The sequence below is a fragment of the Aminobacterium colombiense DSM 12261 genome (genome assembly GCF_000025885.1).
GTDB lineage: Bacteria > Synergistota > Synergistia > Synergistales > Aminobacteriaceae > Aminobacterium > Aminobacterium colombiense.
This window is the reverse complement of record NC_014011.1, coordinates 1,412,916-1,428,065: the sequence shown is the minus strand read 5'-3', so window position 1 is coordinate 1,428,065 and position 15,150 is coordinate 1,412,916. Positions and strand designations below refer to the sequence as shown.

Genomic DNA, 15,150 nt, shown 5'->3' with positions numbered 1-15,150 from the left:
GAATGTATGGCAATGGTAGAGTTGACGAAAGATAACTTTGATGCAGAAGTGAAGGGGAGCAGCCTTCCTGTGCTGGTTGACTTCTGGGGCCCTAAATGCGGACCCTGTATGGCTCTTCTTCCCAATGTCCACAAGATGGCAGAAGAGTTTGAAGGAAAAGTTAAGTTCTGTTCCGTCGATGTTTCTCAGAATCGCCGTGTAGCCATCAATTGCAGGGTGATGGGGTTGCCCACATTCCTTTTCTGGAAAAATGGAGAGGAGGTTGCACGTATCAGTGGTGCTGAGGTTACTCTTGAAAAAATCAAAGAAAACGTAGAGAAACTGCTGTAAGCAAATCCGCGAAAGGGGGGGAGTTATTTGAAATTAGAACTCCATAACGTAAAAGTCAATAAACTTGCGTGGGGTGACAAGACGACTGTTAAAGACGGCGTTCTTTATGTCAATAAAGAAGAGCTTTTAGCCAAGCTTTCTGATGACGAACGCCTTGTTAAGGTGGATGTCGATCTTGCCATGCCTGGCGAGAGCGTCCGCATTCTTCCAGTGAAGGATGTTATCGAGCCCCGATGCAAACTTGAGGGTTCCAATGAAGTTTTCCCCGGATTTGTCGGCGATGTAGACACCGTTGGCGAAGGCAAAACCCTCGTTCTGAAAGGTGCTGCCGTTGTGACAACCGGGCAGATCGTCCGTTTCCAGGAAGGCATCATTGATATGATGGGCCCTGGCGCAGAGTACACGCCATATTCCAAGACCAACAACGTTGTGCTTGTCCTTACTCCTGTAGAAGGTCTTGAGAAGCATGATCACGAAGCCGCATGCCGCATGGCCGGCCTTAAGGCAGCTGTCTATCTCGCCCAGAGTTGTACAGAGGTTAAGGCTGATGAAGTGGAGGCTTTTGAGCTTCCGTCCTTAGATAAGGCTATGAATGCATACCCGGAGCTTCCAAAAGTGGCTTACCTTTACATGCTCCAGTCCCAGGGACTTCTTCACGACACCTATGTTTATGGTGTCGACGCTAAAAAGATTCTCCCGACACTTATCAATCCTACAGAGGTCTTTGATGGAGCTATCGTTTCGGGAAACTGCGTTTCCGCCTGTGATAAGAACAACTCCTATGTTCACATGAACAATCCGATTATCAGGGCTATGTTTGATCGGCACGGAAAAGACTTCAATTTCATTGGCTGTATCATTACCAACGAGAACGTTACTCTTGGCGATAAAAAGAGAAGCTCTTCCTACGCAGTCAAGCTTGCCAGAACCCTTGGCGTAGATGGTCTTCTCATTTCCGAAGAAGGTTTTGGTAATCCGGATGCAGACCTTGTTATGAACTGCTGGAAAGCTGAGCGGGCGGGCATCAAGACCACTCTTCTTACAGACGAATATGCCGGACAGGATGGAGCAAGCCAGTCTCTTGCCGATTCCTGCAAAGAGGGGGATGCCTGTGTTACTGCTGGTAACGCCAATGAGGTAATAGTACTTCCTCCCATGGAGAAAGTCATTGGCTTCCCTGAAGAAGCAAATGTCATTGCCGGCGGCTGGCAGGGTTCTCTTGCTGAAGATGGCACGATCACTGTTGAGCTGCAGGCAATTCTTGGCGCAACAAGCGAGCTTGGCTATACAAAGCTTGGGGCCTACACAATCTAATAAGCTATTTAAAAAATTTAAAACAAATATTAAGAAGGAGGTGTGAAGCATGGGCAAATTGGCTGGAAAAAAAGTGCTTTTTCTCGGTGAGCGCGATGGCGTGCCGGGACCTGCCATGGAAGCATGCTTCAAAAACAGCGGCGCTGAGGTTATCTTCTCAGTAACCGAGTGTTTCGTCTGAACGGCTGCAGGAGCCATGGATCTGCAGAACCAGCAGCGTGTTAAAGATGCTGCTGAAAAGTATGGCGCTGAAAACGTTGTGGTCATTCTTGGTTCTTCCGATGCGGAAGGCGCAGAAATTTATGCAGAGACCGTAACGAACGGCGATCCTACATTTGCAGGTCCCTTGGCAGGAGTTCCGTTGGGACTCCCAGTCTACCATGTATTTGAGCAGGAAATTCGTGATGAAGCCGATGAAGCGGCTTGGGAAGATCAAATCAGCATGATGGAGATGGTTCTGGATCCAGAAGCCCTTTCCGCTGCTGTGAAATCTATGAGAGAACAGTTTAGCCAGCATACGCTGTAAATCCTTAATGAAAGGAGGGGGGCATATGACTTACCGTGTCGTTCATTATATAAATCAGTTCTTCGCAGGAATTGGCGGTGAGGAAAAGGCAGACTATCAGCCGGAACTTCGTGAAGGTGTAGTAGGTCCGGGTATGGCCCTTAACGCTGCATTTAAAGGGGAAGCTGAGGTTATTGCTACCGTCATTTGCGGAGATACATACTTTGCTTCCAATATGGAAGAAGCAACAAAAACAATTCTTGATATGGTCAAGCAGTGCAACGCCGATGCTTTTGTAGCTGGCCCGGCATTTAACGCCGGCCGTTACGGCACTGCCTGTGGAGCGATCTGTTCTGCCGTATCTAAGGAGCTGGGTATTCCTGTAGTTTCCGCTATGTACCAGGAAAACCCCGGCGTAGAAATGTACAAAAAGAACCTCTACATTGTGGAAGCTGCCGATAGTGCTCGTGGCATGGGCAAAGCAGTTCCAGCCATGACCGCACTTCTTCTTAAGCAGCTTAGGGGAGAAAAGATCGGTCTTCCCGCAGAAGAGGGTTACCATGAGCGCGGTGTTCGAGTAAACAAGTTCTACGAAAAACTTGCCGCTGAGCGCGCAGTTGATATGTTTGTGGCCAAGCTGCAGGGCGAGCCCTTTACTACAGAGTATCCTATGCCTGTTTTTGATAGGGTTGCGCCTCAACCTGCCGTTAAAGATCTTAAAAATGCCACAATAGCCCTTGTTACTTCCGGCGGCATTTGTCCAAAAGGCAACCCTGATCACATTGAAGCTTCCAGCGCCAGCAAATATGGCGAATACGACATTACCGGAGTAGATGATCTTACAGCTGATGAGTATTGCACTGCTCACGGCGGATATGATGCTACCTACGCAGACCAGGATGCTGACCGTGTTCTTCCCGTGGACGTCTTAAGAGAAATGGAGAAAGCGGGAGTATTCAAGAAGCTTCACAATAAGTTCTATACAACTGTTGGTAACGGAACAGCCGTTGCCAGCGCAAAACGTTTCGGTGCCGAAATTGCTGAAAAACTTAAGAAAGACGGCGTCGACGCGGTTATTTTAACATCCACCTGAGGAACTTGTACTCGTTGCGGTGCAACGATGGTAAAAGAAATTGAACGTGCCGGTTTCCCGGTTGTTCACGTATGTACAATAGTTCCTATTTCTTTAACTGTTGGAGCCAACAGAATAGTACCTGCAATTGCTATTCCTCATCCACTGGGTGACCCAACGAAGCCTTTTGCTGAAGAAAAAGAACTTCGTCGGCACCTTGTAGAGAAAGCTTTAAAGGCCCTTCAGACAGAAATCGACGAACAGACAGTCTTTGCAGACTAGTTTTAACTGTAACAAAGGGCCCAGGGTTCACCCTGGGCCCCTCTATTATAAGAGAATGCGAATGAGGAGGTTTTTGCAGCCATGTCCAGTGTTGGTATTAAAGGTTACGCGTACTGCCTTAACCATGCCCCCGAACTTGGTCTCCATTATGGTAATACCCCTTATGTAGAGAGACACCATCATAAAGGAGAGAGTGAGTTTTTAAAGGCCCTGCCCAACCATATGCAGTCCTTTGAAGATGCAAGGGATTTTGCTCCGAACCAGGCCTATATCGGCGGCATTACCCTTGAAGAGTTTGAGGCGAAGCAGCAGCCCTGGATCGAGAATCGTTTGACAGGGTCTAGCCGTTACGGTAAATTTGGAGAAATCATGCCTGAGGATGAATTCCTTGGACTCATTGATATATGCGACGTATTCGACATCATTTGGCTTGAGAAGGATTTTGCCGCTTCAGTAAAAGAGAAGCTGGCCCAGGATCCTGTTATCAATGAACACGTCCTCGCCAGACTTGAGACTGGCCACGATCTTTCTGAGATTGAGAACGAAGTTGAAAAACATTCAGCTTTGCCCCTTTATTTCAACAACAAAGTAGTGGGATGCGCACGAAGCGGTCACGAAGTGGATGAGTGTCTTTTCCCCTATGTATTGCTCGAGAATATCGCCTGTAAAGCCGGTGGCGTTCTATCCCTTCTTCATTTGTTGAAAAATACGGGAGTTGCTCCAGAAGACATCGATTTTGTTATCGAATGTTCGGAGGAGGCTGCTGGTGATATGAACCAGCGAGGGGGCGGCAATTTTGCCAAGGCCATTGCAGAGATTGCCGGATGCGCCAATGCCAGTGGTTGCGACGTTCGAGGTTTTTGTGCCGGTCCTGTAAATGCCATGCTTACAGCGGCATCACAGGTTGCTTCAGGTCTCCGAAAGAACTGTGTGGTCGTAGCGGGTGGTGCTATTCCCAAGCTGTATATGAACGGCCGCGATCACGTTAAAAAAGACATGCCTGCCCTTGAAGATTGCCTTGGGAACTTTGCAGTTCTTCTCGTTCCTGACGATGGGACAAACCCGGTCATGCGCCTTGATGCCGTAGGGAAACACTCAGTGGGATCAGGAGCTTCTCCCCAGGCTGTTACCTCTGCCCTTGTCTATGAACCCCTTCAACAGCTAGGCATTTCCTTTGCAGATGTGGATAAATACGCTGCCGAACTTCATATTCCTGAAATCACTCTTCCTGCCGGGGCTGGTGATGTCCCCCTTGCCAGCATTAAGATGATCGCAGCTTTGGCAGTGATGAAAAAAGCTATAGAAAAAGCAGATATGATGGATTTTGTAAAAGAGAGAGGCCTTAAAGGCTATGCTCATACGCAGGGACATATTCCATCGGGAGTGCCTTTTGTCGGGCCGGCATGTGAAGCAATTAAGGCGGGAACAATGAAACGGGCCATGATTATCGGTAAAGGAAGTCTATTCCTTGCCCGTTTGACCAATCTGGCTGACGGAGCTTCTTTCTTTATAGAGCCGAGCAGCGGTGGTGCTGGAGCTGCCGTGAGCAAGGAAGATGTGAAAGCGCTGATTCTCGAGGTTCTTTCTGAGATCACGGAAAAGCTCCAGTAAAAGGAGCGAGGTGAGCTGTATGAGTGAGATCAGGCGTCTAGTCGGAGAAGCGCTCTCTGAAATAGTAGAAACTGCTGTAAGTGGCGGACCGCGCATAAGCGTCGGACTTATGGCAACGGGTAGTGAACATGGAGCGGAAGAACTGGCACAAGCCGGTCTTCTGGCTCAGGGACAGTATCCTAACGTTAAAGTTGTAATGATTGGACCGAAATGTGCTGGATATGATGATCTAGAGTGGATCGAAACTCCTAATTGTGATGCGGACGTCGCTTCGGCAATGGAAAAAGCCCTTAAGGAGGGAGTTATCCAAGGGGCAGTGGCCATGCACTATCCTTTCCCCATGGGTGTAACGACCATAGGACGGGTTGTAACACCTGCTAAGGGAAAAGATATGATTATAGCTTCTTCTACCGGTACCACTGCTATACAGAGGGTGGAAGCCATGGTCAGGAATGCCATCTATGGTATAGCGGTGGCAAAATCCATAGGGAAGAGAAATCCCACTGTGGGTATATTGAATGTAGAAGGAGCACAGCTTGTCTTCAGGGCCCTGTGCCAATTAAAAGAAAAGGGGTATGACATTACCTTTGGCACAAGCATTCGGAAAGATGGAGGCTCGGTGCTGAGAGGAAATGACATCCTTGCTGGAGCAGTCGATGTTTGTGTGGCAGATACACTGACGGGAAATGTTCTAATGAAGATGTTTTCTTCTTTCAACTCAGGGGGGACCTATGAAGCTCTTGGGTGGGGGTATGGGCCTTCAGCCGGGGAAGGCTGGCCCCATGTCATCTCTATCATTTCAAGGGCTTCAGGCGCTCCTGTCATAGCCAATGCCCTGGCCTATAATGCTGCTGCTGTTCATGGTAACCTTCCGGCACAAGTAGCTGAGGAAATGGCGAAAGCGAAGCGTGCGGGTTTTGATGACATCATTGCCGGATTGCAGCCCAAGCCTTCAGCCGCGGCTGAGGAGATAGCCCCTCCTCCAGCTGAGCCAACTGACGACGAAATACACGGTATAGATGTTCTTTCAATAGAGGATGCTGTGAGGGTTCTATGGAAAGAAAAGATTTATGCGGAATCAGCCATGGGCTGTACCGGTCCAGTAGTTAAATTGCCAGCAAAATATACGGAGAAAGCAAAAGAGATATTGAAGGCCAACGGATATTTGTAATACATTTGTGGTAATTGTTCAATAAAAACAGGAAAACGGGAAAATGAGAAATCATTATCCCGTTTTTTTTATGCGTAATTTAGTGATATAATTTTATAAGTTTAGATTGTTTTAAATCTAACGAAATGTGGGAGGTGATGTAAAGTTCAGTGTAGCACATGCTTTTCGCTCCTTGGTTAGTGTATCACTTAAAGTGGTGTATTTGCGCAGAGAGAAAGAGTTGTTATAAAATCAGGCTTTCTCTCATGACGAAAGGGGGAATTGCATCAATGGACGCTATTATGAAACTGAACGGAGTTGTTAATGGTATCGTTTGGGGACCGTGGATGCTAACGTTATTAGTGGGAACGGGTGTTTACCTGACTCTGATTCTCGGTTTTCCGCAGATAAGGTATTTTGTTTTTATGTTTAAAGAAGTATTTGGGAACCTTGGAAAAAAGAAAGAGGGAGAGGGAACCATCTCTTCTTTCGCCGCTCTTTCCACAGCTCTTGCCTCCACTATTGGAACCGGTAACATTGCCGGTGTCGCGACAGCCCTCCATTTAGGCGGGCCCGGAGCCCTTTTCTGGATGCTTGTTTCCGCAGTGTTTGGCATGACTACGAAGATGTGTGAAGTCATTCTTGCCGTTCATTTCCGCGAAAGGGATGAGCTGGGGAACTGGCGTGGCGGCACCATGTATATCCTTGAAAAAGGCGCCAAACAAAAATGGCTCGCCTGGCTCTTTGCCCTCTTCGCATTTTTGGCTTCCTTCGGCATAGGCTGCGCTGTTCAGTCCAACTCTACGGCAGAAGGTTTTTTCCTTGGCTTTGGAATTCCTCCAATCTGGACAGGTGTTGCTGTGGCAGTTTTAACAGCCCTTGTTATTGTTGGTGGATTAAAACGAATCTCTGATGTTACAACCTACCTTGTTCCCTTCATGGCTATTTTCTACATTATCGGCGGCATCATCGTTGTCTTTGTTCATATTGGAGAAGTTCCGGCGGCGTTGTCAAGTGCAGTCAAATACGCTTTCAGCGACCCAATGGCCATGCCTGGAGCGGTAGCTGGCTGGACTGTTAAATTAGCTCTGACCAAGGGCATTGCCAGGGGTGTTTTCTCCAACGAAGCTGGCCTGGGATCCGCCCCCATGGTTCACGCTACGGCCATTGTTGACCATCCTGTCCGTCAGGGAATGTATGGTTTGTTCGAGGTATTTGTGGACACCATCGTTATCTGCTCGCTCACATCTTTGGCCATTATTACAAGCGGTGTTCTTACAGGAAAAGCCGAACTGTCCGGTGCACAGCTGACCCTTTCCGCATTCCAGGCAGTTCTTGGCGGAACCGGAACCATGATTCTTTCTATAGGATTGGCTCTTTTTGCTTTCTCGACCATTCTGGGTTGGTATTGGTATTGTGAAACCGCTGGTGAATATATTTTTGGAGCCAGAGCCATTCCCGGAATAAAAATTGTATGGATTATCATCGTATTCCTCGGAGCTGCCGGCGGAACCCTTCTTGGCGACGCTGCTGCGTTCCTAACAAACCTTTGGGACCTTTCTGATACTCTGAATGGACTCATGGCGGCCCCCAACCTCGTGGCTTTGTTGCTGCTTTCGAACGAAATTCGACGCCTTGTCAAAGATTTTGACGCAAAGAAAAAATCCGGAGCGCTTAAATAAACTGAGATTTTGACAAATTTCTCAACTCTTGTATCATGTGAGACAGGGGCGGTAAAACCGCCCCTGTCTCATGTAATAAAAACTAATAAAAGGTTAGGGGGGAATAGCTGTGTTTCTTCGCCCAACGAGGATGGAGGTCAATCTAGCTAACATTCAGTCTAATTTCAAGACGATCCGCCGGCATGTGGGAGCTGGCCCCCAGATCATGGCAGTAGTGAAAGCGGATGCCTATGGTCACGGAGCTGTAGAAGTGGCAAAATCTCTTATCGAGGCGGGCTGTCAGCGTTTTGCAGTAGCTACACCTGATGAAGCGGTAGTGTTGAGAGAAGCGGGGATAAATGACCCTATTTTGGTTCTGGGCCCCTCTCCTTACGACGCGGCATCAGCCTATGTTAAACACGATATTTCAGCAGCCCTTACAGATTTGGTTTTCGCACAAATGATGAGCCGTGAAGCGGTGAATCAGGGTAAAACTGCCTTGCTTCATCTGAAGATCGATACGGGGATGGGGAGAATAGGGTTTTTGCCAGAACAGATTCCAGGCATCATTGATGATATTTTAAAATTGCCCGGCATAAAGATAGAAGGGCTCTTCACTCATTTTGCAACGGCAGATGAGAAACGTCTCGATTATACAAATCAACAGTTTGCCCGTTATATGAAGGTCTATCATTTTCTGGAAAGCAAGGGGGTAAGAGTTCCTTTGCGCCATGTGTGCAATAGCGCAGCCGTGTTGAATTCTCCAGAAAAACATCTTGATGCCGTTAGACCGGGAATTATTCTCTATGGCATGTACCCTTCAAGCGAGTGTATCAGGCCCATAGAGCTTAAACCCACTTTTGAAGTTAAAACGGCCATTGCAGCCGTTAAAGAAATTTCTTCTAATAGCGGTGTGGGCTATGGACTTCGATATATGTCTCGGGGAACAGAAAAAATAGCTGTTTTACCAATAGGGTACGGCGATGGTTTCTCTCGATGCCTTTCTATGAAAGTTCCAGTTCTTGTTCACGGTAAAAGAGTTTCCTTGGTTGGAAATATCTGTATGGATCAGACAATGATCGATGTTACTGACATAGAAGATGTGAAAGTTGGCGATGAGGTGGTAATTGTTGGCCGGCAGGGGGAGGAAGCCATTACACCGGAAGAAATAGCCCCGGCGCGAGGTACCATAAACTATGAAATTCCCATAATGTTCTCAAAGAGGGTCCCCAGGGTCTACATTCGCTGATTACCGTAAAATAATGAGAGTAAAGGCTGCCTCAAAAAAGGGGCAGCCTCTTTTTTACATATAAAGTATGCCGAAATGGAAAAAATGGATATAATCTAACAAGTAATCAGACCAAAGGAGGACTTAAAATCAATGGAGAATAATCTACCGTCTCTTCGCGATTTTTCCGCAGAGTCGTTGAGCCATGGAAACGTAAAACTTCTAGAAGAAGCAGCCCGAAAGGCCCGTATAGACGTTCTCACAATGGTGACCCTTGCAGAAAGCGGCCATCCCGCGGGCTCTCTTTCCAGTTTGGAAATGTATCTGACAACATACGGAGTTGCCAATCTGACCCCAGAAAATTGTAATAGTGTCGATCGTGATTATGTGGTTATCAGCCATGGACATACCTCGCCCGGGGCTTACGCAACATTAGCCGCATGGGGTTTTTTCAAGCCCCTTGATGCCGTTGCCAACTTCAGGTTATGCTCAAGTCCTTTCCAGGGGCACGTGGAGCGAAATGTTCCGGGCATAGACTGGGGGAGCGGGAACCTCGGACAGGGGCTTGCGGCGGGGGTAGGTTTCGCTCTCGCTCAGAAGGCTAGAGCCCACGATGGCCGGGTTTTTGTTTTGATGGGCGATGGGGAGCAGACAAAAGGGCAAGTAGCAGAAGCTCGCCGCATCGCGGCTAAAGAAGGGCTTTCAAATATTACCGCTCTTATCGATTACAATCATATTCAAATCTCTGGCCGCACAGAAGAAGTAATGCCTGTAGATGTGAGAGCTTTGTGGGAAGCTGACGGCTGGGGAGTTTTAGAATGCGACGGCCATTCTTTTGAAGAACTTTACACGGCTTTGCGAGATGGTGTAAATGACGAAGTTCCCACGGTGATAATTTGTCATACTCAAATGGGGAAAGATGTTTCTTATATGGAAGGGGTTCCTGACTATCACGGAAAGGCTCCAAACAGAGACCAGTATGAGAAGGCTGTAAGGGAACTTGGCGGGAACCCAGACTACCTTGAAAAGGCTAAAGCCCGTCGTGGGAACCCTGTCCCTTCAGGGAGGAAGATCGTTACTACGATAAATAACCTCCTTTACGGAGAACCTCGCACCTATGGCAGTGAGAAAAAGACTGACAATAGATCGGCTTTTGGAAACGCTTTGGCAGATGTAGGGACTTTAAATTATAAAAGAGAGGGGAGTATGCCCCTTCTTGTTTTCGATTGCGACCTGGCCGGATCGGTCAAAACATCGGATTTCGCAAAAAACTGTCCGGAATGGTTTGTTCAGACTGGCATACAGGAGCATGCCACGGCTACAACAGCAGGAGCAGCCTCAGTAGCCGGCGTGGCCAGCCTTTGGGCCGGATTCGGCGTGTTCGGTCTGAGTGAAGTGTATAATCAGCAGCGATTGAATGATATTAACAAAACAAACCTCAAACTGGCATTAACCCATGTGGGTCTGGATGTGGGAGAAGACGGTATGACCCACCAGGCCATTGATTACGTTGGCCTGATGCGGAATATGTTTGGATGGAAACTCCTGGTTCCCGCCGACCCCAACCAGACCGACCGGGCTACGCGATGGGCACTCCGCGAGGCAGGAAATGTATGTATCGCCATGGGAAGGAGCAAGCTCCCTGTTATTACCAATGAAGGGGGAGAACCTCTTTTCGCTGGCGACTACTCCTTTGAATATGGAAAGGCCGCCAAGGTTCGGGATGGAGAAGAAGGGGCCATTTTTGCTCTTGGCGCAATGACGTGGAGAGCCCTTGAAGCATGGGAACTCCTCCGAAATAAAGGATTGAACTTCAAACTCTTCTCTGTCGCTACGCCCCTTGAAATAGATCAGAAGGCTCTCGAAGAGGCATCTGCTACTGGCCTCATCCTTTCGGTGGAAGATCATCACTATCATAACGGTTTAGGTGCAAGTCTCGCCTTGGCTATGGCGGAAGGGAATCTCCATGGAAAACTTGTTCCTCTTGGAGTCCGTTCTTATGGCGCTTCTGGCAGGTCAGAAGATGTAGTGGCAGCGATGGGCCTTGATGGAGCAAGCATAGCGGCGAAAGCGGAGGCTTGCTTGAAGGAGAGGAAATAAATATAGGATGAAGAGCCTGTTGCTTCATATTTGCTGTGCTCCAGATGGGACTATTCCATGGACAGCTCTCATAGAAGAAGGATACGATGTAACGGGGTACTTTTATGGCCTTAATATTCATCCTGAAGCAGAATATATACGACGGAAAGAGGCAGTGGAAAAACTTGCCTCTTCCCTGTCGCGACCACTGGCAATAGAACCCTATGACCCTCAGATCTGGTTTAAACGAACGGCCATTCTGGCTTCTGAGCCTGAAGGCGGGGCGCGATGTACGTTATGTTTTGAACTTCAGTTGGAAGGCGCGGCAAAAAAGGCGGCAGAACTCTCTTATTCCTGGTTGTGCACCACGTTGACTATAAGTCCCCACAAGGATCCGGAAAGAATCAATGCTTTGGGAGAGGCCGTAGCAACCCGTTATGGGCTGCGTTGGCTCCACAAGGTATGGAGAAAGAACAATGGTTTTGTGCGGTCCGTCAAGGCAAGTCACGAATTGGGCCTATACCGTCAGAACTATTGCGGCTGTTCTTACAGCGCTAAAACTACAGAAACGAGGAGATGACCTTTATGGAGGACGGACTAAGGAAGTTACCTGTAGGAAAACTTCCACCAGACATTCTTGAACAACATATATTGCAATTCAGCGGAGCCAGTCGACCGGATGTCCTCGTAGGTCCCGGCATAGGCGAAGACGCCTCTCTTATTCGTTTTCCAGAAGGGAAACTTTTAGCTGTTTCTTCTGACCCCATAGTGGGAGCTTCAAAGGGTGCAGGAACCTTTCTCGTCCATATAAATGCAAACGACATTGCCTGCAAAGGCGGTGATCCGGCTTATTTTATCATTACCCTTATTATCCCTGTGGAGCAGGGGCTTCCCTTCGCCAAAATGATCATGGAAGAGATCCATCATGCGTGTAAGAAAATGGGGATCGCAGTGATAGGCGGACATACGGAACTGACAGATCGATATAAAAAACCGGTAGTAGTGGGAACCATGATGGGGCAAACGTCCTATCTTTATCGGGCAACGGATATTTGCGCAGGAGATGGCGTTATCATGACAAAGCATGTAGGGCTTGAAGGAATGTCCATACTTGCCCATGATCGTCCCGACCTTCTCAAGCCTCATTTATCCGATGCAGAAATACAAAGCATCACGTCGTGGATATCCTCTATTTCAGTGTTGAAAGAAGCTGCAGCTGTGCGGGACCTAGCCCGTTTCATGCATGACCCCACAGAGGGGGGGCTTTTCGGAGGTTTGGCGGAAATATGCCGTTTAAGCGGGTTGAATCTTCATCTTGATATGGAGGCTATTCCAATACACCCCTTGACCCGCAAAGTAGGAAAAGCTTTAGGTGCGGATATTTACCACCTTATCTCCTCGGGCGTGCTTGTGGTGGTCGTCCCTGAAGAGAAGATTGAAACGGCCTTGAAGCGACTTGAGGAGAAACAGATTCCAGCAGCTCTTATTGGAAAAATAGTAGAGGAAGGACGAGGAAACTGCGAGCTGGATAGCAAAGAGGAGCTTTGGAGACTCCTTGCCCTGTAGAAGGAGGCGCGATTATTGAGAACAGAAAACATTCTCCGCCGTACAGAAAGGTTGCGAAAGGCCTTTCCTTCTCTTGCCATAGACGGGGTAGTCCTTTTTGTCTTTGAAAGCGCCAACTGGCAGAGTGTCTATTATATTTCCGGGTTTCGCGGAAGCAGTGCAGGCGTTCTTATAACCGAGCAAGAAACCTGTCTTATTACAGATGGCCGCTATATGACCCAAGCCTCTGAGCAATCGCCCTTTACACTGATTCCCCAGGGGCAGCGATCACTGGTCGAGGCCATGGGCGATCTTCTTAAACAAAAAGATTGTAGACGCGTTGGTTTGGAAAAAGAGAAAGTATCAGCCAAAACTTTCGAACAGATCCAGGGTTTTGTAAAGGACGTGGAATGGAAAGATGCTTCTCAACTATTGCCAATGTTGAGGCGCGCAAAAGACAGCGACGAAGCAGATCTGATAAAAAGAGCCGGAATGATAGCTTCAAATGCCTACAGAGCTGTTATCGCTAAGGTCAAAGAGGGAATGACAGAAAAGGAATTTGATGCTCTTCTTGAATACACGGTGAAAAAACTTGGCGCTGAAGGCGGTTGGGGAAATCATGGTTTCATAGTTGCTTCAGGTCCTAGAAGCGCATTACCCCATGGGGTGCCTACAGATAGGAGCTTCCAAAAGGGAGACTGGGTAACCGTTGATTTTGGAGCCTTGGTGGGTGGGTATCTTTCAGACATTACCCGTAATTTCTGTCTCGGAAAGCCAGACACCAGGGCCAGGGAGATAGAGATGGTTTTGCTCAATGCCCATAAAGAAGCTGCTATAGCCTTAAAGCCTGGTGCAAGTGGTAAGGAAATTGATGGAATAGCCCGAAGAATAATTGCGGATGGGGGTTATGGAGAATATTTTACCCACGGTCTTGGCCATGGGCTCGGGTTGGAAATTCATGAAAACCCACGATTATCGCCATTGTCAGAAGATTTTCTTCAGGTTGGCGATGTGATAACAGTAGAACCGGGAATATACATTCCAGGTTTCGGCGGCATGCGTATTGAGGACGATTATCTTATTACAGAGTCAGGAGCGGAGCGGCTGTCAGGGAATTTGGAACAGGGCCTGATCCTTCTCTAACATCTTAATGAGATCCTTTTAGATATTGCATTTTGAAGAGAGTCAAAGATATAATATGGTGGACACTATAGCTATACCATGAAGGAGGGGAAAGGCATGCAAAGGTACGTCTGTACTGTTTGTGGTTATATCTATGATCCTGCAGAAGGAGATCCCGATAACGGAATAGCCCCAGGAACTTCTTTTGAAGACCTTCCGGATGATTGGGTCTGCCCCGTTTGTGCTGTGGAAAAGGATATGTTCGAGCCCGAAGAATAAATTTCAATCTGCCTTGTAAAGAGAAGTCTTTTTAATAAAAAGGAGGGGGAATTGCCCCTCCTTTTTTCTTGACTTCTTCGTTTTATAAACTATAATAGAGCGACGTTAAACAAATGTTTTAATTTTTGAACATATTTAACTTCAGTTTATACGAGGAGGAAAGGTTATGAAGAAATTAGTGGTTCTGCTTGCTTTTATTTTTGTATTTGTAAGTGCTGCTGGTGCTATGGCTGAGTCTGCTCTCGATAAAGACGTAATTCGTGTTGGAACGGAATCCACTTTCCGTCCCTTTGAATTTAGAAATGTCAAGAATGAAGTGGTTGGGTTTGACATCGATCTTATTAATATGGTTGCCGAAAAATTAGGGAAAAAGGTGGAAATTGTAGATGCAGCCTTTGATTCCCTTATTCCTTCACTATTGACTAAAAAAATCGACATTATAGCAGCGGGAATGAGTGCAACAGAAGAGCGGGCCAAGCGTGTTTCTTTCTCCCATGTATATTACATTACACCCTCAGCAGTTGTTGTTAAGGCTGAAGAGACGGGTATAACTGCTGAAGAGGATCTGAAGGGCAAAATTGCTACCGTTCAGATGGGGACGATTCAGGATGTTTATGTAACTCAGCTTGATCTGAAAGAAGTGAAACGTTTTGCAAAAACTGACGACGCCTTCAGGGAAGTCCTTCTTGGCCGGGCAGATTTTGCCGTGGTAGATGGAACGGTAACGAAAGAAAACCTGAAGGAGAACAAAGATTTTACAGGAACGCTCAAACAGGTTTTCGAACTTCGCATTGATAAAGGCATGGCCCTTGCGCTGCGCAAAGACGATCCCCAGTTCCTTGAGGCAGTCAATAAGGCTCTAGATGAACTTAAAGAATCCGGAACTCTTGCCGAACTGGAAAAGAAGTGGATGGAAGAATAAGTTTATCACTGTAAAAATTTTTTAAAGAGAGATAGTTTAAGAGGAGAATC

At 47.4% G+C, this 15,150-nt stretch carries 14 protein-coding genes; all 14 read left to right on the top strand.

Annotated features, from left to right (window positions below; genetic code table 11):
- Nucleotides 1–12 precede the first annotated feature (12 nt).
- The 14 genes from AMICO_RS07130 to AMICO_RS07055 all read left to right on the top strand — a co-directional run bounded on the left by AMICO_RS07130 (nt 13) and on the right by AMICO_RS07055 (nt 15,100).
- The gene (locus AMICO_RS07130; RefSeq protein ID WP_041459637.1) at nt 13–330 is read left to right on the top strand and encodes a thioredoxin family protein; all 318 of its coding nucleotides are present in this window, start codon (nt 13–15) and stop codon (nt 328–330) included.
- A 27-nt stretch (nt 331–357) separates the two neighbouring features.
- Entirely contained in the window at nt 358–1,644 is a 1,287-nt protein-coding gene (locus AMICO_RS07125; RefSeq protein ID WP_013048777.1) for a glycine/sarcosine/betaine reductase component B subunit, read from the top strand.
- Between the two features lie 49 nt (nt 1,645–1,693).
- Complete coding sequence (gene grdA / locus AMICO_RS07115) at nt 1,694–2,170, top strand: glycine/sarcosine/betaine reductase complex selenoprotein A (RefSeq protein WP_083775795.1); 477 nt, start codon at nt 1,694–1,696, stop codon at nt 2,168–2,170.
- A gap of 25 nt (nt 2,171–2,195) precedes the next feature.
- Nucleotides 2,196–3,503 (top strand): glycine reductase complex selenoprotein B, encoded by a 1,308-nt coding sequence (gene grdB, locus AMICO_RS07110; RefSeq protein ID WP_083775794.1) that lies wholly within the window; start codon nt 2,196–2,198, stop codon nt 3,501–3,503.
- 81 nt (nt 3,504–3,584) lie between these two features.
- Nucleotides 3,585–5,114: a glycine/sarcosine/betaine reductase complex component C subunit beta gene (gene grdC, locus AMICO_RS07100; RefSeq protein WP_013048772.1), complete on the top strand. Its 1,530-nt coding sequence runs from the start codon at nt 3,585–3,587 to the stop codon at nt 5,112–5,114.
- 19 nt (nt 5,115–5,133) lie between these two features.
- Nucleotides 5,134–6,285 carry a glycine/sarcosine/betaine reductase complex component C subunit alpha gene (grdD, locus tag AMICO_RS07095; protein WP_013048771.1) on the top strand — a complete coding sequence of 384 codons (1,152 nt, stop codon included), beginning with the start codon at nt 5,134–5,136 and terminating at the stop codon, nt 6,283–6,285.
- A gap of 269 nt (nt 6,286–6,554) precedes the next feature.
- On the top strand, nt 6,555–7,946 hold the full coding sequence (locus AMICO_RS07090; protein ID WP_013048770.1) for an alanine/glycine:cation symporter family protein: 1,392 nt from the start codon (nt 6,555–6,557) through the stop codon (nt 7,944–7,946).
- A 109-nt stretch (nt 7,947–8,055) separates the two neighbouring features.
- Nucleotides 8,056–9,174: an alanine racemase gene (gene alr, locus AMICO_RS07085; protein ID WP_013048769.1), complete on the top strand. Its 1,119-nt coding sequence runs from the start codon at nt 8,056–8,058 to the stop codon at nt 9,172–9,174.
- Nucleotides 9,175–9,306: 132 nt separating this feature from the next.
- Nucleotides 9,307–11,253 carry a transketolase gene (locus AMICO_RS07080; protein ID WP_013048768.1) on the top strand — a complete coding sequence of 649 codons (1,947 nt, stop codon included), beginning with the start codon at nt 9,307–9,309 and terminating at the stop codon, nt 11,251–11,253.
- A 7-nt stretch (nt 11,254–11,260) separates the two neighbouring features.
- Nucleotides 11,261–11,812: an epoxyqueuosine reductase QueH gene (locus tag AMICO_RS07075; protein ID WP_013048767.1), complete on the top strand. Its 552-nt coding sequence runs from the start codon at nt 11,261–11,263 to the stop codon at nt 11,810–11,812.
- A 5-nt stretch (nt 11,813–11,817) separates the two neighbouring features.
- Nucleotides 11,818–12,798, top strand: a complete 981-nt coding sequence (locus AMICO_RS07070) for an AIR synthase family protein (protein WP_013048766.1) — start codon at nt 11,818–11,820, stop codon at nt 12,796–12,798.
- 15 nt (nt 12,799–12,813) lie between these two features.
- Nucleotides 12,814–13,920 carry a M24 family metallopeptidase gene (locus tag AMICO_RS07065; RefSeq protein ID WP_013048765.1) on the top strand — a complete coding sequence of 369 codons (1,107 nt, stop codon included), beginning with the start codon at nt 12,814–12,816 and terminating at the stop codon, nt 13,918–13,920.
- Between the two features lie 96 nt (nt 13,921–14,016).
- On the top strand, nt 14,017–14,178 hold the full coding sequence (gene rd, locus AMICO_RS07060; protein WP_013048764.1) for a rubredoxin: 162 nt from the start codon (nt 14,017–14,019) through the stop codon (nt 14,176–14,178).
- Between the two features lie 166 nt (nt 14,179–14,344).
- The gene (locus tag AMICO_RS07055; protein ID WP_013048763.1) at nt 14,345–15,100 is read left to right on the top strand and encodes a transporter substrate-binding domain-containing protein; all 756 of its coding nucleotides are present in this window, start codon (nt 14,345–14,347) and stop codon (nt 15,098–15,100) included.
- Nucleotides 15,101–15,150 lie beyond the last annotated feature (50 nt).